The sequence below is a fragment of the Curtobacterium sp. MCBA15_012 genome, assembly GCF_001864935.2.
Lineage (GTDB): Bacteria > Actinomycetota > Actinomycetes > Actinomycetales > Microbacteriaceae > Curtobacterium.
Genome location: NZ_CP126267.1, coordinates 1,468,684 through 1,490,414, shown reverse-complemented (window position 1 = coordinate 1,490,414; position 21,731 = coordinate 1,468,684). Strand labels below are relative to the sequence as shown.

Here is a 21,731-nt window from a genome sequence, read left to right as displayed (position 1 = left end):
CGTCGGGGTGTCCGGGCACGTGCGGACGGAGCCGACGCTGCGCGTCCTCGCCGAGGTCGCCGAGGAAGACCCCGGGGACACAGGTGGCGCAGTCGCTCCCGGCCCCCGTCTGCAGGACCACGCTCGCGTCGTTGCCCGCGGTGGTCGAACCCGCTGTCGGCCACCGGACCGACCACCGCAGCCGCCCGAGCTCCCCGGCCGTCGTGTCGTCCGCGGCGCGCACGTCGACCCCGGCGTCCCGGAGGTCGTCGACCACGCGCTCGTCCGCCGCACGACCGGTCGGGCCGACGAGTGCACGGTCGCTGCGGTGCGCGACCGCGGACACGGCGCCCACGTGGTCGCGGTCGAAGTGGGTCAGCACGAGCAGGTCGATCCGTCGCACCCCGAGCAGGTCGAGGCTGGTGCGCAGGCGCTCCTCGTCGTCACCGGTGTCGACGAGGGCGACGGGGTCACCCGGACGTCCGTCGCGCACGAGCACGGCGTCGCCCTGCCCGACGTCGCACGCGGCCACCGCCCAGTCCCCGGGCACGCTCCCCCGCACGACCCACCGTGGGACCACGACCGCACCGATCCCGACCAGGAACACGACCGCTCCTGCGACGAGCACCCGGGACCGGACGGCCGGTCGGGTGAGGACCGCGACGGCCACGGCCGCACTGACGACCGCGGCCGCGGCGACCCCGACGATGCCGGACGGCCAAGCGAGGGACGATCCCGGCAGCGAGGACGCACCGTGCGCGATCGCACCGATCGCCGCGGCAGGCGCCCACGCGACGACCGCCAGCGCGCCGGCACCGGCGGGCCACACCGGTGCGACGAGGCAGGCCGCGAGCCCGAGGACCGTCACGAGCGGCGCGAGCGGCTCGGTGAGCAGGTTCGCCGGGACCGCGTAGGTCGGGAAGGTCGGCGCGAGCACGACCGTGACGGGCCAGCACGCGGCCTGGGCGGCGACGGGCACGGCCACGGCCGCCGCGACCGGTCCCCACAGGCGCCTGCCGAGGAGCACGGTCAGGGGCGGCGCGAGGACGACGATCCCGGCGGTCGCGAGCACCGAGAGCACGAACGCGACGGACCGCGCGTACCAGGGGTCGACCACGAGCATCCCGCCCGCGGCCAGCGCGATGAGCGGGACGCCCCGCACCGGGCGCCCGGCGAGGCGGACGACCAGGACGACGACGGCCATCACGGTCGCTCGGAGGATCGACGGGTCGGGCCTGACCAGGACGACGAACCCGACGAGCAGCACCACCGCCGACACGGCACGCACGACGCGCGGCACCCCGAGTGCACGACCGACGACGACCACGAGCCCGACCACGACGGCGCAGTTCGATCCGGACACCGCCGTGAGGTGCGTCAGTGCCGACGTCTCCATCGCCGCCTCGGTCCCCGCGTCGAGCCCGCTGCGGTCCCCGATCGCCAGACCGCGGAGGAGCGCGGCGCCCGGCTCGGGCAGGTCCTCGGTCACGGCGACGAAGGCCCGGCGTGCCCGGTCGGTCGCCGCGAGGAGCCCGGACGGTGGCTCGACCTCGGGGCGTCCGCGGAGGAAGACGACGGCGGCCGTCGGTGAGCCGGGCTCGTCGCGTTCGACGGTCCCCCGCCCGACGAGCCGGGTCCCGGCGGCTGCGACGGTCCGGTCCGCGGGCACGACCCGGACCGGGACGTCGAGCGTCGACCGTGTCCCACCCGCAGAGGCCGAGCGGGCGTCGGTGGCGCGCCGCAGGGTCGCGGAGACGGAGCGGTCCCCGGGACCGAGGTCACGGGTGAGCACGAGGTCGACGGTCACGGTCCTGCCGACCGTGCGGAGGAGCTCCTCCGGCGACCGGCGGTGCTCCGCCGTCACGACCGCGAGCGACACGAGGGAACAGCACCCCGCCGTGGTGAGCAGCACCGCGGCGACCACACGGACGGCAGCCGCTCGGGACGCGGCCGGCACCGCTCCTGGTGACGGGCGCACGAGCACCACCAGCGCGAGCAGCAGGCCCACGGCGGACGCGACCGCGGTGGTCGTCGCCGCCCCGGGCGCACCCACGAGCAGCGCGGCCAGCACCCAGGCGACGGCGACCGGCCCGGCGGACCGCAGATCGGCCAGAGCCGGCCGCAGGTCGACGCCCGCAGCGGCTCGTGGGTCCACTCCGGCGGCGCTCACACCCGCACCCGGTCGCGCAGCTCCGCGAACCGTCCGTCGCCGATCCCGCTGACGTCCAGGAGGTCCTCGACGGACGAGAACCGGCCGTGCTCGGTCCGCCAGGCGATGATCCGTGCGGCGAGGGACGGGCCGATCCCGGGCAGGGTCTCGAGTGCGGCCTGGTCGGCGGTGTTGAGGTCGACGACCGCGTCCGGCCCGGAGGTGCCAGCAGCCCCGCCACCAGCAGCACCCGCGCCCGCACCACCCGTCCCGCTGCCTACCCCACCGCCCGTGTCCGGCGCCAGGGCCTCGGGCACGACGTCCTCGCCGACCCGTGGGACGTACAACCGTTCGCCGTCGACGGCGAGCCGCGCGAGGTTGAGCCGGGTCAGGTCGGCGTCGGCTGCGGGTCCCCCCGCGCGCTCGAGCACCGTCTCGATGCGGGAGCCCGCGGGCACCTGCACGACGCCGGCGTGTCCGACCGCACCGAGCACGTACACGGCGACACTCGACGGCGCACCCGACGGCGGCGACGGCGACGGCGGCGACGGCGACGGCGGCGACGATCGGCCTGCCCCGGGCTCCCCGTCGGCAGCAGCGGGTCGGCCGGCTGGCGCTCCGCCGCCCGCACCGGACAGGGCCGTCCCCGCCCCGGTGACGGTCACGTCCTCGCTCGACGGGCCACCGATCGCGCCCACGCCGACGACGACGAGCGCCACCGCGACGACCACCGCGCCGGTGAGCACGGCGGCGCGGGGCGAGAGCGCCCACCGGTGCCACCAGGAAGCGCTCGGCGTCGGGTCGTCCGGTGTCGGCGTGCTCATGCCGGCACGCTACGAACTCCGGAGGTCCTCGACGGGCTCAGCCGGCCCACCTGTGGACGAGCGACGCACAACCGCCCCTGTGCAGGAACGACGCGAGCGACACCCACGACACGAGCGACACCAACGACACGCACGACACGCGCCACACGAACGACACGCGTGACAAGAACGACCCGAGGGCCCGGGCACACGCCCGGACCCTCGCGACGACCAGCCAGACGGGACGGTCAGCCCCGGCCGATCAGCCCTTGATCGCGATGTTCACGAGCTTCGGCGCCCGCACGATGACCTTCACGATCTCCCGGTCACCGATGTACCGCTGCACGTTCGCCGACGACCGCGCGAGCAGCTCGAGCTCGTCCGGCTCGATCGACTTCGACACCTCGAACGAGTCGCGCACCTTGCCGTTCACCTGGACCACCGCGGTCAGGGTGTCCTGCACGAGCAGCGTCGGGTCGGCCTTCCGCCAGCCGTACGTGGCGACGGTGGCCTCGTAGCCCAGCTTCTCCCACATCTCCTCGCCCGTGTACGGGGCGAAGACGGCGAGTGCCAGCGCGACCGTCTCGACGGCCTCGCGCACGGCGGGGTCGCCGGCACCGGGGCCGCTGTCGATGGCCTTGCGGGTGACGTTCACCAGGTCCATCAGACGGGCGATCACGACGTTGAACTTGAACGCCTCCATCATGCCGGGGGCGTCGGCGAGGAAGCGGTGCGTCACCTGGCGCAGGGCGCGGTCCCCGTCCGCCCACACGGCGTCGGGCGACGAGGTCACGTCGAGCGCCAGACGGTACGCGCGCGCCAGGAAGCGCGCGGACGCCGACGGCGACACGTCCTCCCAGTTGATGTCGTCCTCGGGCGGTCCGGCGAAGCCCATGACGAGGCGGATCGCGTCGACACCGTTCGCGTCGAGCTCGTCGCCGAGCGACACACCGCCCTTCGACTTCGACATCTTCGAGCCGCCGGACAGCACCATGCCCTGGTTGAGCAGCGCCGAGAACGGCTCGGTGAAGTCGAGGTACCCGAGGTCGAACAGGACCTTCGTGACGAAGCGCGCGTACAGCAGGTGCAGGATCGCGTGCTCGATGCCGCCGATGTACTGGTCGACCGGGGCCCAGCGGCGTGCCGCCTCCGGGTCGAACGCCTGGGTGTCGTCGTTCGCCGACAGGAAGCGCAGGAAGTACCACGACGAGTCGACGAACGTGTCCATCGTGTCGGTGTCGCGCGTCGCGGGCGTGCCGTCGACGGGGTTCGGGACGTTCACCCAGTCGGTGGCCCCACCGAGCGGCGAGGTGCCCTTCGGCTTGAGGTCGAGCCCCTCGGTGGACGGCAGGCGCACGGGCAGCTGGTCGAGCGGCACCGGGTGCTCGCTGCCGTCCGCGCCGTGGATGATCGGGATCGGGGTGCCCCAGAAACGCTGGCGCGAGATGAGCCAGTCGCGCAGGCGGTAGGTCTTCGCGGCGCGACCGGTGCCGCGCTCCTCGAGGAGCGCGATCGCCGCGGTGATCGCGTGCTGCTTCGACATGCCGTCGAGCGGCCCGGAGTTGATCATGCGGCCCTGACCGGTCAGCGCCTCGCCGGTGGACGCCGGGTCGAGGGCGGGCAGGTCCTCGAGCGTCGCACCCTCGGGGATGACCGGGATCGCACCCGTCACCGCGGCGTTGGTGTCGACCACGACGCGGACGGGCAGGTCGAAGGCCCGTGCGAAGTCGAGGTCGCGCTGGTCGTGCGCCGGGACGGCCATGACCGCGCCGTGGCCGTAGTCGGCCAGCACGTAGTCGGCGGCCCAGATCGGCAGGCGCTCCCCCGTCAGCGGGTGGATCGCGAAGCGGCCGAGCGGCACGCCGGTCTTCGGGCGGTCGGCGTTCTGCCGGTCGATCTCGGAGGTCTTCTGGGTCGCCGTCAGGTAGTCGTCGAACGCGGCCCGGACGTCGTCGGGAGCGGACTCGACGAGCGACGCAGCGAGGTCGGAGTCCGGTGCCACGACCAGGAAGGTCACGCCGTGGATCGTGTCCGGACGCGTCGTGAACACCGTGACGGGCTCGTCGCGGCCCTCGATCACGAAGTCGACGTCGGCGCCGACGGACCGGCCGATCCAGTTGCGCTGCTGCGCGATGACCTTCGCCGGCCAGCGACCCTCGAGCTGGTTGAGGTCGTCGAGCAGCCGGTCGGCGTACTTCGTGATGGCGAAGTACCACTGCGTCAGCTTCTTCTTGACGACGACGGCACCCGAGCGGTCGGACGTGCCGTCGGGCAGCACCTGCTCGTTCGCGAGCACGGTCTGGTCCACCGGGTCCCAGTTGACCCAGCTGTCCTTCCGGTACGCCAGGCCCTTCTCGTACATCTTCAGGAACAGCCACTGGTTCCACTTGTAGTACTCGGGGTCCGAGGTGTGGATCTCGGTCGTCCAGTCGAAGGACGGCGCGTACCGCTTGAAGGACGCCTTCTGCTGCTCGATGTTCGCGTAGGTCCACTCCGCCGGGTCGACGCCGCGCTTGATCGCGGCGTTCTCGGCGGGCAGACCGAAGGAGTCCCACCCGATCGGGTGCAGGACGTTGAAGCCCTGCTGCCGCCAGTAGCGCGCCACGAAGTCGCCGAGCGCCCAGTTCTCGGCGTGCCCCATGTGCAGGTCGCCGGACGGGTACGGGAACATCTCGAGGATGTACTTGCGGGGTCGCGTGTCGTCGAGGTCGGTCGTGAAGAGCCCGAGCTCCTCCCACCGGGGCTGCCACTTCTCCTGGATTCGGCGGAAGTCGTAGGCGTCCGGGTCGACGGCTGCGGGCTCGGTGGGGTGCTCGGTGGTCACGGTCACCCAGCGTACAAGGCCTGGAGGCCCGGTCCGGCCCCGTCGGACCACCTGCGTCCGGCAGGTGGCCCGCTCACGCTCGACGGGTCGCTCCGGTGACCCGCCGTCCGGTCTCGCGGGGCCTGGAGGCTCGGTCCGGCCCCGTCGGCCCGCCCGCGTCCGGCAGGCGGCCCGGTCACCACCGCGCACGCGCGGGCCGGACGATCAGGCCGACACGAACCATCCACTCACGCCGTGACGAGCCGCCCCGCACGCATCCGGAGCGTCCGGTCGACGAGGTCGGCCGCGACCGGCACGTGCGACACCACGAGCACGGAGCGCCCGGCGGAACGGGCGACCCCGACGAGGTCGCGCAGGACCGCGTCGCCGAGGTCCGGGTCGACGTCGGCCGTCGGCTCGTCGAGCACGAGCACGGGGAACGCGTGCAGCAGCGCCCGCGCGAGGGCGAGCCGGTGCGCCTGTCCGCCGGACACGAGCCCACCGCGCTCCCCCACGGGCGCGTCCAGACCACCACGACGCGCGGCCCACGCCCCGAGTCCCACCCGGTCGAGCACCGCGAGCAGCTCGGCGTCGCTCGCGGTGTCCCGGGCGAACAGGAGGTTCTGCCGGACGGTCTGGTCGAAGACGAACGGGTCCTGCTCGATCAGCCCGACCCGGGCCCGGACCGCGTCGGGGTGCATCGTCCGCGTCTCGACGCCGTCGAGCGTGTACGAGCCCTCGTGGTCGACGAACCGGACGAGCGCGTCGACGAGGGTCGACTTGCCCGCGCCGCTCGGCCCCTCGAGCACGACGACCTCGCCGGGGAGCAGGTCGAACGACACCCCGTCGACCGCGGGCGTGGACGTTCCGGGCCAGCGCACGGTGAGGTCGCGCACCCGGACCGTGACGGGCCCGTCGACGACGAGGTCCCGGGCGTCTGCGGGCTCGTCCGGCTCGGGCACGATGCCGGCTGGCAGCTCGGCGGGCACGACCTGCTCGACGCGCTCGGCCGCGGCACGGACCCGGCGGTACGTGAGGACCGCGAGCGGGACACCCCCGACGACCTCGAACAGGGCGAGCGGGACGAACACGGCGAGGGCCCAGAGCGGGCCGTCGAGGGCACCGGACACCACGGCCGGGGCACCGACCGCGATGATCCCCACCACCGCACCGCCGCCGACCAGGCCGACGAGCGCCCCGACCAGGGACTCGACCGCGGCTCGGCGTCGGACCGCACGGGTGACCCGGGCGTCGAGCGCGGCCACGTGTGCGAGGCGGTCGTCGAGGGTGCCGTAGGCGGTGAAGACGTCGAGGGTGCGGACGGTGTCGAGCACGAGGTCGGCGACGTGCCCGCGCTCCGCGGCGGTCTCCCGGTCCGACCGGCGGGCGACCGCGAGCGTCACTATCGACCCGACCAGGGCCGCGACGACGAGCGCGGTGACGAGCACGAGCGCGGCGGGCACCGAGACGAGCGCGACCGCGACGACCGAGGCGAGCGCCACGACGCCCGCGGACACCAGCGGGCCGACCACCCGGATGGGCAGGTCCTGCAGGCGGTCGGTGTCGGTGACGAGCCGCGTGGTCAGGTCACCGCGCCCGGTCTGGCCGAGACCGGCCGGTGCCACGGACGCGAGCCGGCGGTAGGTCTCGGTCCGGACGACCGCGAGCTGGCGGAAGGACGCGTCGTGCCCGGCGAGCCGGTCGACGTACCGCAGCGCGGCCCGACCGAGGGCGAACGCGCGGACGCCGACCATGACGAGCGTCAGGTACAGGATCGGCGGGTGCTCCGCCGCCCGGGTGATGAGGTACCCGCTCGCCGCGAGCAAGGCGACCGCGCACAGCGCGCTGAGGGTCCCGGCGACCAGCGCGCGCGTCCAACCCGCCCCGCGTGGCAGGGCGAGCCGCAGGACGGAGGTGGGTCGCGCCTCCCGGCCGGCCCGCCGTGTCGTGGCGGTCATGCGCCGACCTGCGCGAGCCGGGTGACCGCCGTCGAGCCGTCGGGTCGCACGTCGACGCGGACGTCGGCCGCGGCGAGCAGGGCTGGGCGGTGGCTGGCCACGACGACGACCGCGCCGCCGTCGGCGAGCGCGCGCACGGCGCGCACGACCTGCTGCTCCGCCTCGGCGTCGAGCGCCGAGGTCGGCTCGTCGAGCAGGACGAGCGGGGTGTGGGTGCGGTCGGCGCGGTACAGGGCGCGGGCGACCGCGACGCGCTGCGCCTGTCCTCCGGACAGGCCGGTGCCGCCGGAACCGACCGGGAGGCGCGGGTCGAGTCCCAGCCCCACGGCGGCCAGGGCGCGGCGCACGTCCGCGTCGACGGGCTCGGTGTGCAGGGCGACGTTCTCGCCGACGGACCCGCGCACGAGACGCGGGCGCTGGTCGGCCCAGGTGGTCCGCGCGGCGCGCGGCGTGCCGCCGGGTCCGGGGACCTGCACGGTGCCCTCGTGCGGCAGGACGCCGCGGATCGCGGCGAGGAGGGTGGACTTGCCCGCGCCGCTCGGGCCGGCGAGGGCGACGACCGTGCCGGATGCGGCACGCAGGTGCAGCGGGCCGACCACGACGTCGGGACGGCGGACGGTGAGGCCGTCGAGCACCAGGTCGGTGCCGACGGGGTCGGTCGTGCCCGTGGCGGTGACCGCGTGAGTGTCGGTGTCGGTGTCGGTGGTCGTGGTGGAAGGGGCGCGGTCGTCGAGCACGTCGAGGACGGCGCCGGACGCCTCGACGCCGTCCTGGGCGGCGTGGAAGTCCGCGCCGACCTGTCGGATCGGGGCGAACGCCTCCGGGGCGAGGACGAGGACGAACATCGCGGCGCCGAGCCCGAGCGACCCGTCGACCAGGCGCACGCCGATCGAGACGGCGACGAGGGCGATCGACAGGCTGGCGGCGAGCTCGAGGGCGAAGCCGCTGACGAAGGAGAGCCGCAGGACGCCCATCGTGCCGCGGCGGTACTCGTCGGTCACGGTGCCGATGCGCCCGACCTGGCGTCGCGCCCGCCCGAAGACCTTGAGGGTCGCGAGTCCCTCGACGGCCTCGGTGTACGTCGCACCGAGCCGCGCGAGCGCGTCCGACTGCCGACGCTGCAACGTCTGGGTCGCCAGGCCGATGAGGACCATGAACACCGGGATGACCGGCATCGCGAGGAGGATCACGAGGCCGCTCGTCAGGTCGGCGGCCCCGATCGCGAGGAGCAGCACGGGCGTCGCGACCGCCGTGAGCGCGAGCTGGGGCAGGTACCGGCCGAAGTACGCGTCGAGCGCGTCGAGCCCCGGTCCGAGCGTGGTGGCGAAGCCCGCCGTCGAGCGCCCGGCGAGCCACGCCGGTCCGCGCGCCGCCGCCCGTTCGAGCACCGTGGTGCGGAGTTCGCTCTTCACCCGGGCGCCGGCGCGTGCCGCGAGGTCGTCGGTCGCCCACGCCGCTGCGGCCCGCACGACGAAGGCCGCACCGAGCAGCGCGAGCGTCGGGGTCAGTGCCGCGGGGACCACGCCGGCACGGACGGCGCCGACCCCGAGGGTGACCGCGGCGGCGATCCCCCATGCGATGCCGATCGTCGCCGCCGTGCGGACGAGCCCGGTCGCGGCCGACGCGACGAGGAAGCCGCGCGCCGTGCGGGACAGCCGGAGGAGCCGCGGGTCGAGGGGCTTCATCGTCGTGTCCGTCCTAGTGCGCGGCCTGCGCGACGTGTGTGCGGGAGACCCGCTTGCGGAACACCCAGTACGTCCACGCCTGGTAGGCGAGCACGAGCGGCAGGAAGACGAGTGCGACCCAGCTCATCACCGTGAGCGTGTAGGTCCCGCTGCTGGCGTTCGCGACCGTGAGGCTGTTCGCGGGGTCGTTCGACGCGGGCATCACGTCGGGGAAGACCGCCGTGAACATCGCCAGGACGACGGCCGCGATCGTGAGGGCCATGAGCGCGAACGCACGTCCTTCCTTGCCCCACGCGGAGCAGAGCACCGCGAGGACGAGTGCGACGGCGGCGACGACGGACAGGACGAGACTGGCCGGGGTCGCGCGGACGACGGCCATCGCGACCAGGAACGCCGCCGCGACGAGGATCGTGACGATGCCCGCACGCGTCGCCAGGCGCTTCGCCCGCTCCCGGATCTCGCCCTCGGTCTTCAGCGTGACGAACACGACGCCGTGGGTGAAGAACACCGTGAGCGTCGCCAGGCCGGCGAGGAGCGCGAAGGGGTTCAGCAGGTCGAACAGCGTCCCGGTGTAGTTGTGCCCGGCATCCATCGGGATGCCGCGGACGACGTTGCCGAAGGCGACGCCCCACAGGAACGCCGGCACCGCACTGCCGACCACGATCATGAGGTCGAAGCGGCGCTTCCAGGCGAGGTGCTTCTCCTGGTGGCGGTACTCGAACGAGACGCCGCGGGCGATGAGCGCCGCGAGGATGAGCAGCAGCGCCAGGTAGAACCCCGAGAACATCGTGGCGTACCACTCCGGGAAGGCTGCGAAGAGGCAGGCCCCGGCGACGATGACCCATGTCTCGTTGAGGTCCCACACCGGGCCGATGGTGTTGATGAGGACGCGGCGGTCGGTGTCGTCGCGGCCGAGGAACGGCAGGGACATCCCGACGCCGAAGTCGAACCCGTCGAGGACGAAGTACCCGACGAAGAACACGCCGACGATCGCGAACCAGAGCACTGGCAGGTCCATGGCTACACGGTTCCCATCACTAGTAGACCGTCACTTCGTGCTTGACCTCGCCGGTCTCCTCGTCGACCTCCGCCGGGGCGGCTGGGCCCTCCTGCGCGACCTTCTTGATCAGTCGGAACTCGACGACCGCGAGCGCGCCGTAGATGAGCGTGAAGACCACGAGCGAGATGAGGACCTCGAGCCCGGTGACGTTCGGCGAGACGCCGTCCGCCGTCCGGAGCAGCCCGAAGACCAGCCACGGCTGCCGGCCCATCTCGGTGAAGACCCAGCCCATGATCATCGCGGCCATGGGCAGCGGGACCGACCAGGTCGCCACGCGCCAGATCCAGCGCTTGACGGGCAGCCGACCGCCGCGGGTCAGCCAGAGCCCGACGACCGACACCAGCACCGCACCGACCCCCAGGGCGATCATCCAGCGGAAGGACCAGTAGGTCACCCAGATGATCGGCTTGTAGTCGCCCGGGCCGTAGACCGTGGAGTACTGCGCCTGCAGGTCGTTGATGCCCTCGACGGTCCCCGTGAAGGTGTGCGTCGACAGGAACGACAGCAGGTACGGGATGCGGATCGAGAAGAGCTCGTGCACCCCGTCCGGCGTCCCGAGCGTGAAGATCGAGAACGACGCGTCCTTGCCGGTCGAGGTGTTGTAGAGCGCCTCGGCCGCGGCCATCTTCATCGGCTGCGTGTCGACCATCGTCAGGCCGAGCTGGTCGCCGGACAGGACGGTGAGCGCCCCGGACGCGAGCATGGTCCACATGCCGAACTTCAGGGCCGGCAGCATCGTCTCGAGGTGCTGGTTCCGCGCCAGGTGGTAGGCAGCGACCGCCACGATGACCGACGCGGCCACCATGAACGCGCCGAAGAGCGTGTGCGGGAAGGCCGCGAGGGCGACCTTGTTGGTCAGCACGGCCCAGATGTCGGTGAGCTCGGCCCGGCCCTTGGCGTGGTTGATCGCGAAGCCGACCGGGTGCTGCATGAACGCGTTCGCCGCGAGGATGAAGTACGCCGACAGCATCGTGCCCACGCTGACGCACCAGATGCTCGCCAGGTGCAGCGCCTTCGGCAGGCGGTCCCAGCCGAAGATCCACACCCCGATGAAGGCCGCCTCGAAGAAGAAGGCGAGGATGCCCTCGAGCGCGAGCGGGGCGCCGAACACGTCGCCCACGAAGCGGGAGTAGTTCGACCAGTTCATGCCGAACTGGAACTCCTGCACGATGCCGGTCACCACCCCCATCGCGAAGTTGATGAGGAAGATCCGTCCGAAGAACCGCGTCAGCTGCAGGTAGTGCGGCCGGCCGGTGCGGACCCACGCGGACTGGAACACGGCCACGACGAGGGCCATGCCGATCGTCAGCGGGACGAAGAGGAAGTGGTAGATGGTCGTGAGACCGAACTGCCACCGCGACAGGACGAGGGGATCGAGGAGGTCGTTCATGCGGCGTGTCCTTGCCGGGCCGCCGCGCGCTGTTCGTGCACGTCAGTTGCTTCCTGTGGAAGGGGGAACTTCTGCTGTCACACTCCGTTGGGACACCTCCACGCTACTGCTCGGACACCTGCTTCGACAAGTTGTAGAGGGGCGCTCTGCACGAACGTGCAGGGGGCGTGATCGGCACAAGCGTGCGGAACGAGCGTGCATTGTCCGGGTGCTGGAACGACGACAGGCGCCGGGCTCGAAGCCCGACGCCTGTCGTTCTTTCCGTACCGGGTCGTTACAGCAGGCCCTTGTCCTGCAGGAACGCCTTCGCGACCGACGACGCCGACTTCTGATCGACCGAGTTCTGTCGGTTCAGCTCGATCAGCACGTCGGTGGTGAGCAGCTTGTTCACCTTCTCGATCGCGTCGGCGGCCTTCGAGTCGAGGTCCTTCGACACGATGGGCGTGACGTTGTTCGCGGGAACGAGGTGCTTCGGGTCCTCGAGGGTCACGAGCTTCTCGGTCTTGATCGAGGCGCTCGCGGAGTAGATGTCGGCGACCTGGGCGTCGCCGTCCTGGATCGCCTTGATCGTGAGCGGGCCGCCCGAGTCGTTCTGCTGGTTCACCGTGCCGTCGATGCCGTACTTCTCCTTCAGTCCCTTCGGGCCGTAGGCGGCCGTCGCGAACTCGGGGTTGGCGGCGATCGAGATCGTCCCGCCGATCTTCGACAGGTCGGCGATCGACTTCAGGCCGTACTTGTCCGCCGTCTCCTGCGTCACGGTGTACGTGTCGGCGTCCGACGCGTCCGCGGACGGCAGCGCCTTGACCCCGGAGGGCAGCGCCGACGAGAGGGCCGAGTTGATGCCGTCGGTCGTCGTCTCGGTGGTGGTCGACTTGCCGTCCTCCTGCAGCAGGAAGTTCAGCAGGTTGCCGTTGTACTCGGGGAACACCGAGATGCTCCCCTTCTCGATCTCGGGCCAGTACGCCTTGCGCTGACCGATGTTGAGCTTCTTGGTGACGGTGAAGCCCTCGTGCTCGAGCTCCTGCGCGTACAGCTCGGCGATGATCTCGTTCGAGGGGTACGCCTGCGAGCCGACGACGATCGTCTTCGAGTCCCCCGAGCCCGAGCCGGACGACAGCGGGTCGCTCGAGGAGCAGCCCGCGAGGGTGAGGGCGACGGCGGAGGCGACGGCGACGGCCGCGGCGAGCCGCTTGGTGGGTGCTGTGATCACGGGTGGGTTCCTTCCACAGGGGTTGCTGCTCGTGGTGCCGAGCGACGGGTGTTCCGACGCGCCCGGCCCGCGGACCCGGCGGAGACACCCGCGGGGACGGCGAGCCGCTGGAGCGCGGCGAAGAGGACCTCGAAGGCGATCGCGAGCGCGATCACGATGATCGAGCCGCCGAGCACCTCCGCGTAGTCCGAGTTGGCGATGCCGGAGAAGGCGTAGCCGCCCAGCCCTCCGGCGTTGATGTAGGCCACGAGGGTCGCGGTCGCGACGACCTGCAGCACAGCGGCGCGGATGCCCCCGACGATCAGCGGGAGCGCGAGCGGGACCTCGACACGGACGAGCAGCTGCCAGGCGGTCATGCCCTGGGCGCGTGCGGCGTCGATCGTGACCCGGTCGATGGCCTCCACGCCGGAGTAGGCGCCGGCGAGGACGGACGGGATCGCCAGGACGACGAGGGCGATGAGCGGAGCCTGGACGCCGAGCCCGATCCAGAGCGCGAGCAGCGTGAGCAGCCCGAGCGTCGGGAGTGCCCGGATGCCGCCGGAGACACCGACCGCGATCGAGCGGCCCTTGCCGGTGTGGCCGATGAGCAGACCGATCGGGACCGCGATCACGACGGCGATGCCGACCGCGAGCAGCGTGATCCAGACGTGCTCCCAGAGCCGGACACCGATGGCGTCCGGTCCGACGTGGTTCGCGGGGTCGAAGATCCAGGCGATGCCCTGGGCGAAGAGGTTCACGCTGCCACCTCGCTCCGGCGGACGCCGTCGGTGCCGGCACGACGGGCGGAACGCGCCGCGCGTCCGTTGCCCCGTGTCCAGGGCATGAGCAACCGGCCGAGCGCCACCAGCAGGACGTCGAAGACCAGGGCCAGGACGATCGTGAGCACGATGCCGGTCAGGATCTCCACGCTGATGGCGCGCTTCAGGCCGTCCGTCAGCAGGAAGCCGAGGTTCGGGATGCCGATGAGCGCACCGACCGTCACGAGGCTGATCGTCGAGACGGACACGACGCGGATGCCCGCGAGCAGGACCGGCCCGGCGAGCGGCAGCTCCACCTTGAAGAACCGCTGCGACGCGGAGTACCCGAGCGCCTCGGCGGCTCCGACGACGTCCGCGTCGACGGCGTCGACGGCGTCGGCCGCGGACCGGGCCATCAGCGCGACGCCGAAGATCGTCATCGCGATGACCACGTTCACCGGGTCGAGGTAGCTCGTGCCGATGATCGCCGGGAGCACCAGGAACAGCGGCAGCGCCGGGATCGTGTAGAGCAGGCTCGTGACGACGACGAAGGCCGATCCGGTCGCCCGCGCGGCCCGGTTCGGGCGGCGACGGAGCCGACTGATGAGCAGCCCGATCGGGACCGACAACAGGAAGCTCAGGACGATCGGCGGGACCGACAACCAGATGTGGGCGACCAGGTTCGACGTGATGGTGTCGAGGTTCCCCGTGACCCAGTTCACCGGTCGCTCCCACCCTGCGCCGGAGCACCCGCGGCGGTGTCACGCGCCCCGGCCTCTGCTGCGTGCGGCACCGATGCCGCAGCGTCCACCACCTGCACGGGGCCGGTCAGCACGCCCGCGGCGCGCCCGTCCCCGTCGACGACGATCGGCCCGGTGGGCGTCTGCTCGACCCGGAGGGCCCGTCGGCCGCGTCCGGCGCCGATGAAGTTCGCGACGAAGTCGTCGGCCGGCTCCGACAGGATCTCGGCCGGCGTGCCGAGCTGCGCGATCTCGCCGCCCTTCTTGAGGATGACGACCTGGTCGCCGAGCTTGAACGCCTCGTCGATGTCGTGCGTGACGAACACCACGGTCTTGCCGAGCTCGCGCTGCAGTCGGATGAGCTCGTCCTGCAGGTCGTTGCGCACCAGCGGGTCCACGGCGCCGAACGGCTCGTCCATGAGCAGGACGTTCGGGTCCACCGCGAGGCCTCGTGCCACGCCGACGCGCTGCTGCTGCCCACCCGAGAGCTGCGAGGGGTACCGGTCGGCGAACGCCCGGTCGAGCCCGACGGTGTCCATCAGCTCGAGGGCACGCGCACGCGCCTCGGCCTTGGACACGCCCGTGAGCAGGGGCACGGTCGCGATGTTGTCGACGACCTTCCGGTGCGGCAGCAGACCGGCGCTCTGCATCACGTAGCCGATGCGGCGGCGGAGCTGCACGGGGTCGACGCCCGCGACGTCCTCGCCGTCGATCTCCACGGTGCCCGACGAGGGGTCGACCATGCGGTTGATCATGCGGAGCAGGGTGGTCTTGCCGCAGCCGCTCGACCCGACGAAGACGGTCGTGGTGCGGGACGGGATGACGAGGCTGAAGTCGTCGACCGCGGTGGTGCCGTCCGGGTACGTCTTGCGCACGGAGCGGAACTCGATCATGGTGGGTGCCCTTCGGTTCGGAGGTAGCCCGACTCCGAGTGACCCTACCCGTGTGCCCCGGGCGGTGTTCCGTGGTGACGATCCATGACGGCATGCGGACAACGGACGATCTGGACGCGCACCCAGCGACCGTCGGGCACCGGACCGGGCGGCGGACGGCGCCGGACGGCCGCGGACGGCCGCGGACAGCCGCGGACAGCCGCGGACGGCCGCGGACGCGACGATGCCCGCACTCCGTGGGAGTACGGGCATCGACGACCCGGGCGGGTCGTGGCCGTCAGGCGGCGGCGACCACCGCTTCGAGGTGTGCGCGGCTCATCGTGCGGTACTCGTCGATGAGGGCGGTGTCGGGATTGCTGCGGTCCGCGGTCGCACGGGCGATGACGGCGTGCGCGGACTCGGCGAGCACGACCCAGGTGCGCTCGACCCGTTCACCGGTCGGGAAGCCGAACCGGTCGTGCAGGACCTGTGCGACGGCCGCCCCCAGCGCGCCCATGCGGTCCTCGGGGTCTCCGGTGCCGGTGTCCGCGGCGTCGCCGAAGCGGATCGCGCGGAAGCCCGGCTCGGTGCGGTACATCGCGACGTTGGCGTCGATCAGCGCGTCGCAGGCGTCCTGCCAGGTCTCGGCGTCGCTCTCGTCGAGCGCCGTCAGGAACCGTTCGGCCAGCCGCTGCGTGCTGCGGATCGCGAGCGCCTCGACCACGGCGATGCGGTCCGGGAAGTAGCGGTAGACCGTGCCGATGGACGCACCGGCACGTTCGGCGACCATCGCGGTGGTCAGGCGCTCGAAGCCGATCTCGTCGATCACCGCCGCAGCGGCGTCGAGGAGGCCCGCGAGGCGCGCCGAACTGCGGGCTTGGACCGGCTCGTTCCTGAGCAGTGATGATCCCCCCGGCAGTGCGTTCGATACCTCGGTGACGAGCACGTGTTCTCCTCTTGCACCACGTGGGCGCGATCAGGTGGGCGTCCTTCCGGACGCTGTCGTCTTGCGTGACGGGGCAATGCTCGCAGAGCACGGCTGGAACGTCGCTGCGACTCACCACAGGAGAGCCGGGTCGCGCGGCCCTCCCGAGCGTGGTCCGACGCCGCACGGCCCGGCGTGGGATAGTGGGCAGATGCCCGACCCGAAGCCCCACGAGCTGTCGCTGGCCGAGCCGATCCTGCACCGTGCGGCCCGCATCGAGGATGCCGTCCAGGAGTTCCGGGAGCACCGCGCGCGACGCCGGGGCCTCGTCCCGACCGTCGTGCCGTACACCGGCTACGGCGCTCCGGGGTGGATCCGGGTGCTCTGCCGCGTGCTGCTCACCCGCCGCGGCCTGGCCTCCGACGCCTCGTTCTACGGCGTGCGCGGGTGGAAGAGCTTCACGAGCGTCGCGGTCGACGACGCCGAGGTCACGGTCACCGCGGGCGGGACGACCCACGTGGTGCAGTCCGACCGCGGCGGTGTCGTGGACGTCAAGGTGCCGATCACCCTCGAACCGGGGTGGCAGACCGTGCGCCTTTCGGCCGGTGGGATGCGTGACGTCGAGGCGGACGTCTTCATCGTCGACCCGGACACCCGCTTCGGGCTGCTGTCCGACATCGACGACACCGTGATGGTGACCTCGCTCCCCCGCCCGATGCTGGCGGCGTGGAACTCCTTCGTCCTCACCGAGCACGCCCGCCGCCCCGTCCCGGGCATGTCCGTGCTGTACGAGCGCGTGCTCGCCCAGCACCCGGGCGCCCCGACGGTCTACCTGTCCACGGGGGCGTGGAACGTCGCACCGACCCTCCAGCGCTTCCTGACGCGCAACATGTACCCGACCGGCACCCTGCTGCTGACCGACTGGGGCCCCACCCACGACCGGTTCTTCCGGAGCGGCCAGCTGCACAAGCAGGAGAACCTGCGGCGCCTCGCGGCGGACTTCCCCGACGTGCAGTGGCTGCTCGTCGGCGACGACGGGCAGCACGACGAGGCCCTGTACGGCGAGTTCGCGCGGGAGCACCCGGAGAACGTCGCCGGGGTCGCGATCCGGCAGCTCTCCACCAGCGAGGCCGTCCTCGCCGGTGGTCGGTCGCGGGGCCAGGAGCGCACGCGTGACTCCTCGTCGCCGTGGGTGTACGCCCCCGACGGCGCCGGCCTCTGGTCGGAGCTCTCCCGCGTCGGCATCACCGAGGCGGACTCCTCCGCACCGCTCTGACCAGCACGGCTCCGAGCGGGACCGCTCCGAGCCACACCGTGCCGAGCCGCCGCGCGGCTCCGGAGCCGGGCCGCCCGGCCCTGGCCCGTCCCCGCTCCGAACCGCTCCCACGGCGCTGAGCACACCCTCAGTCCCCCGACCGTCGTCCACGGCCACCGGTGGTTGGATCGCCACCATGAGCCACGCGACGCCGCCGCCGAACCGCATCGAGGACCACGCCCTGATCGGCGACACGGGCACGGCCGCGCTGGTCGGCCGCGACGGCACGATCGACTGGGCGTGCCTGCCGCGGTTCGACAGCCCGTCGACCTTCGCGTCGCTCCTCGGCGACGAGGACCACGGCCACTGGACGCTCCGCCCGGCCGCCCCCGGCGCCACCGCCGTCCGACGGCACCTGCCGGACACGCTCGTCCTGTCGACGGTGTGGACGACCGACACCGGCGTCGTCGAGGTCACCGACTTCATGCCGGTCGGCGCGCACCGGGCGGCGATCGTCCGACGGGTCCGGGGCCTGCAGGGGTCCGTCGAAGTCCAGCAGACCCTGCGCATCCGGTTCGACTACGCCCGTGCGCTCCCCTGGGTCCGGCAGATCGGCGACGACGACGACCCGTCGCTGCTCGCCACCGCCGGTCCGGGATCGGTCGTCGTCCGCGGCGTGCGCTTCCACGCGGAGGACCACCGCCACACCGCGACGACGACCGTCCACGACGGGGACGTCGTCGACACCGTGCTCACCTGGTGCCCGTCGCACCGCGAGCCGCCGGAGCCGCTCGACGTGGACGCGGCCCTCGCGCACACCACCCGGTGGTGGCGGGACTGGTCGGCGACCGCGCACACCGAGGGCCCGTACGCGGAGGCGTCGCGCCGGTCGCTCCTCCTGCTGCGCGCGATGACCCACGGCGAGACGGGCGGGGTCGTCGCCGCGGCGACCACGAGCCTGCCGGAGGACCCCGGCGGCGAACGCAACTGGGACTACCGCTACGTCTGGCTCCGCGACGCCTCGCTCGCTCTCGCGTCCCTCATCGCGCACGGCTACCGCGACGAAGCGACGCACTGGCGCGGCTGGCTGCTCCGCGCGATCGCCGGCGACCCCGCCGACGTGCAGATCATGTACGGGGTGGCCGGGGAGCGCGAACTGCCGGAGCGGACGCTCGACGAGCTGCCCGGCTACCTCGGCTCCACGCCGGTCCGGGTCGGCAACGGCGCGTCGACGCAGTACCAGGGGGACGTCTTCGGCGAGGTGCTCGCAGCGCTCCACGACGCCCGCGAGCTCGGCGTCGAGGAGAACGCCGACTCCTGGGCCCTCCAGCGCGCGCTGCTCGGCTACGTCGAGGACCACTGGCAGGAACCGGACAACGGCATCTGGGAGATGCGCGGACCCCGCCGGCACTTCACCCACTCGCGCGCGATGATCTGGGCCGCGTTCGACCGGGGCGTCGCCGCCGTCGAGGAGTTCGGGCTCGAGGGCCCCGTCGACCGCTGGCGCACCCTGCGCGACCAGGTCCGCGCCGAGATCGAGGAGCACGGCTGGAACGCGGAGCGCGGCGCCTACCGCCAGCACTACGACACCGACGAGGTCGACGCGAGCCTGCTCGTCCTCCCGCAGGTCGGGTACTGCCGGGCCGACGACCCCCGCATGACCGGCACCGTGGCGGCGATCGAACAGGACCTCCGCGTCGGCGACGACGGACTCGTGCTGCGCTACCGCACGAGCGCCGGCTTCGACGGGCTGTCCGGCAGCGAGCACCCCTTCCTGGCGTGCTCGTTCTGGCTCGTGGAGCAGTACGCCGCATCGGGTCGCGTCGACGACGCCGAACGCCTCATGGACGTGCTCGTCGGCTACGCGAACGACGTCGGCATGCTGTCCGAGGAGGTCGACGTCGCCACCGGACACCAGATCGGCAACACCCCGCAGGTGCTGTCGCACCTGACCCTCGTGTCCGCGGCCGACGCGATCGCCCGCGCACGCGGCGAGGCCTCCGGCCACCGCACGCGCCTCGCCGTCCACGACGGCGGCACGCGGTCCTGGACCGGCGAGGGGACGCGCGCCGGCTCACCGTCCTGACCCCGTGACGGACGGGAGGCGCGGTGCCAGCCGGCACCGCGCCTCCCGTCCGTCAGGGGGTGACGTCCGTCAGGACGACGAGACCCACTCGGCCGGACCGCGCGAACCGGCGCGGTACTCCTCGAGCGGGACGTCGCCGGCCTTCCAGGCGGCGACGACGGGCTCGACGATCTCCCAGCAGCGCTCGGCCACGTCGCCGCGGATCGAGAGCAGCGGGTCGTCGTGGAAGATGCCGTTGAGGACCTCGCCGTAGGGCGTCAGCTCACCGTCGTCGAACGAGGACGACAGGGTGACCTGGCCCATCTCGAACGGGTTGCCGCCGCCGTTGGCCGACACCGACAGCTCGATCTCGTCCGGGTTGAGGACGATGCGGAGCGTGTCGGCCTTCGGGCGACCGGACAGGCCCGAGGGCAGACGCGGCACCGGCTTGAAGGTGATGAGGACCTCCTTGCGGCTGGCGCCGAGCGCCTTGCCGGAACGGAGGGTGAACGGCACGCCCTTCCAACGCGCGGTGTCCACCTCGACCTCGATCTCGGCCAGGGTCTCGGTCTCGCGCGACTTGTCGACGCCGTCCTCGTCCTGGTACGACGGCAGTTCCTTGCCGTCGATCGTGCCGGCCGTGTAGACGGCACGACGGGACGCGATCGTCGCGTCGTCACCCTTGAGGCGCGTCGAGCGCAGCACGCGGGCGAGCGAGGAGCGGAACTCGACCGAGTCGATGGCCGCGGGGGCGTCCATCGTCACGAGCCCGAGGATCTGCAGCAGGTGCGACTGGATCATGTCGACCATCGCACCGGCCTCGTCGTAGTACTGCGCGCGGTTCTCGAGGCCGAGGGTCTCGTCGTAGAAGACGTCGACCTTCTCGATGTTGTCCGCGTTCCAGATCGGCTCGAACAGTCGGTTCGCGAAACGCAGACCGATGATGTTGAGGACCGTCGTGCGACCGAGGAAGTGGTCGGTGCGGTGCACGCGCTCCTCGGGGACGAGCTTGAGGACCGTCTCGTTGAGGGCCCGGGCGCTGGCGACGTCGGTGCCGAACGGCTTCTCGAACGCGAGGGTGGTGCCCTCGGGGAGCTCCACCTGCTGCAGGGCCTCGCAGATGTCGGACGCGATCTGCGGCGGGAGCGCGAAGTAGAGGATCGGCTCCGACTCCGCGGCGTCGAGGAGCGCCTTGAGGTGCTCGGGGTCGGTGGGGTCGCCCTGGATGAAGCGGGTCGACTCGAGGGTCGCGTCGACCTCGGCGCCGTGCACGTCCTGCGAGGCGAAGGACTTCGTGACGACGTCCTTCCACTGCTCCTCGCTGCGGGCGCTGCGGCCGGTGCCGATCAGCTGGACGGGAACCGCTCGACCGCTCTGCAGGAACGTGCCGAGGCCCGGCAGCAGCAGGCGGGAGGCGAGGTCGCCCGTCGCGCCGAAGATGATGAGGGTGCGCTTGTCGGTCACCGGAGGTGACTCCTTTCGCTGGTGGGAGGGTCCGCTCGGGCTCAAGCCGCGTGCGGGCCGGTTGATTCCCGGGATACCCGGTCCGGACCGAGTGTTCGGTCGGGGTGGGGTACGGGTGCCGGGACGATGAGGGGTGCTCGACCTGCTCCGGACACACGTCGGGCGGCACCGGATGAGGTGCCGCCCGAGGGTGTCAGGTGCGCTGCAGCGTGGAGATCAGTGTCCGAAGTTGCCGCGGTAGTACTCGTAGACCCAGCCCACGAGGGTCACGGTGACCATGGCGAGCCCGATCGGGACGATCCACAGACCGGCCGCGAGACCGAGGAAGCACAAGGCAGTGGAACCGGCGAGCAGGATCGGCCACCACGACCACGGGCTGAAGTGCCCGAGCTCGGCGTCGCCGTCCTCGATGTTGGCGTCCGGACGGTCCTCGGGCAGCACGCCGCCCTGCGAGGACATGACCTTGCCGAGGTAGAACGCGATGAACGCGGACATGATCCCGGTGAGGCCGATCGCGACGGTGCCGACCCACTCCGGGCGACCGTAGTAGATCAGTGCCCAGATCGTGTACGCGGCGTCCGCGAGGATGAAGAACCCGAAGAGGATCCAGAACAGGTTGGTGTTGGCGCGCATCGG

Annotated in this window: 15 protein-coding genes and 1 pseudogene; 2 read left to right on the top strand and 14 right to left on the bottom strand. The window is 72.3% G+C overall.

Translation table 11 applies throughout. From position 1 onward, the window contains the following. Positions 1–310: 310 nt before the first annotated feature. The 12 genes and pseudogenes from QOL15_RS06840 to QOL15_RS06785 all read right to left on the bottom strand — a co-directional run. Positions 311–1,468, bottom strand: a pseudogene (locus QOL15_RS06840) (ComEC/Rec2 family competence protein); the annotation flags it as partial. Positions 1,469–2,145: 677 nt separating this feature from the next. Then, complete coding sequence (locus QOL15_RS06835) at positions 2,146–2,952, bottom strand: ComEA family DNA-binding protein (protein WP_071247362.1); 807 nt, start codon at positions 2,950–2,952, stop codon at positions 2,146–2,148. A gap of 241 nt (positions 2,953–3,193) precedes the next feature. Then, on the bottom strand, positions 3,194–5,755 hold the full coding sequence (leuS, locus tag QOL15_RS06830) for a leucine--tRNA ligase (protein ID WP_065960948.1): 2,562 nt from the start codon (positions 5,753–5,755) through the stop codon (positions 3,194–3,196). A gap of 227 nt (positions 5,756–5,982) precedes the next feature. Beyond that, positions 5,983–7,692, bottom strand: coding sequence for a thiol reductant ABC exporter subunit CydC (cydC, locus tag QOL15_RS06825; protein ID WP_071247364.1), 1,710 nt, complete (start codon positions 7,690–7,692; stop codon positions 5,983–5,985). After that, a complete protein-coding gene (cydD, locus tag QOL15_RS06820) occupies positions 7,689–9,377 on the bottom strand; it encodes a thiol reductant ABC exporter subunit CydD (RefSeq protein WP_071247366.1) in 1,689 nt (562 codons plus the stop codon). Before cydD ends, cydC begins: the two co-directional genes overlap by 4 nt. A gap of 13 nt (positions 9,378–9,390) precedes the next feature. Then, entirely contained in the window at positions 9,391–10,395 is a 1,005-nt protein-coding gene (gene cydB, locus QOL15_RS06815) for a cytochrome d ubiquinol oxidase subunit II (protein WP_065960925.1), read from the bottom strand. Between the two features lie 19 nt (positions 10,396–10,414). Further along, a complete protein-coding gene (locus QOL15_RS06810; protein WP_071247368.1) occupies positions 10,415–11,827 on the bottom strand; it encodes a cytochrome ubiquinol oxidase subunit I in 1,413 nt (470 codons plus the stop codon). A 274-nt stretch (positions 11,828–12,101) separates the two neighbouring features. After that, complete coding sequence (locus tag QOL15_RS06805; protein ID WP_065960922.1) at positions 12,102–13,037, bottom strand: ABC transporter substrate-binding protein; 936 nt, start codon at positions 13,035–13,037, stop codon at positions 12,102–12,104. Then, positions 13,034–13,774: an ABC transporter permease gene (locus tag QOL15_RS06800; RefSeq protein WP_065960921.1), complete on the bottom strand. Its 741-nt coding sequence runs from the start codon at positions 13,772–13,774 to the stop codon at positions 13,034–13,036. The genes QOL15_RS06805 and QOL15_RS06800 overlap by 4 nt, the downstream gene beginning before the upstream one ends. Beyond that, a complete protein-coding gene (locus QOL15_RS06795) occupies positions 13,771–14,496 on the bottom strand; it encodes an ABC transporter permease (RefSeq protein ID WP_071247369.1) in 726 nt (241 codons plus the stop codon). The genes QOL15_RS06800 and QOL15_RS06795 overlap by 4 nt, the downstream gene beginning before the upstream one ends. After that, positions 14,493–15,407 carry an ABC transporter ATP-binding protein gene (locus tag QOL15_RS06790; RefSeq protein WP_065960916.1) on the bottom strand — a complete coding sequence of 305 codons (915 nt, stop codon included), beginning with the start codon at positions 15,405–15,407 and terminating at the stop codon, positions 14,493–14,495. The genes QOL15_RS06795 and QOL15_RS06790 overlap by 4 nt, the downstream gene beginning before the upstream one ends. Positions 15,408–15,684: 277 nt before the next feature. Next, positions 15,685–16,332: a TetR/AcrR family transcriptional regulator gene (locus QOL15_RS06785; protein ID WP_071247370.1), complete on the bottom strand. Its 648-nt coding sequence runs from the start codon at positions 16,330–16,332 to the stop codon at positions 15,685–15,687. A gap of 190 nt (positions 16,333–16,522) precedes the next feature. On the opposite strand from QOL15_RS06785, the gene QOL15_RS06780 reads away from it, so the two are divergent. Both QOL15_RS06780 and QOL15_RS06775 read left to right on the top strand, forming a co-directional pair. Next, complete coding sequence (locus QOL15_RS06780; RefSeq protein ID WP_065960911.1) at positions 16,523–17,587, top strand: App1 family protein; 1,065 nt, start codon at positions 16,523–16,525, stop codon at positions 17,585–17,587. Between the two features lie 175 nt (positions 17,588–17,762). Continuing rightward, positions 17,763–19,652 carry a glycoside hydrolase family 15 protein gene (locus QOL15_RS06775; RefSeq protein ID WP_083393987.1) on the top strand — a complete coding sequence of 630 codons (1,890 nt, stop codon included), beginning with the start codon at positions 17,763–17,765 and terminating at the stop codon, positions 19,650–19,652. 69 nt (positions 19,653–19,721) lie between these two features. On the opposite strand, the gene QOL15_RS06770 is transcribed toward QOL15_RS06775, so the two are convergent. Continuing rightward, positions 19,722–21,095: a glucose-6-phosphate dehydrogenase gene (locus QOL15_RS06770; protein WP_065960909.1), complete on the bottom strand. Its 1,374-nt coding sequence runs from the start codon at positions 21,093–21,095 to the stop codon at positions 19,722–19,724. A gap of 216 nt (positions 21,096–21,311) precedes the next feature. Next, complete coding sequence (locus QOL15_RS06765; protein ID WP_065960907.1) at positions 21,312–21,728, bottom strand: cytochrome c oxidase subunit 4; 417 nt, start codon at positions 21,726–21,728, stop codon at positions 21,312–21,314. Between the last annotated feature and the right edge of the window lie 3 nt (positions 21,729–21,731).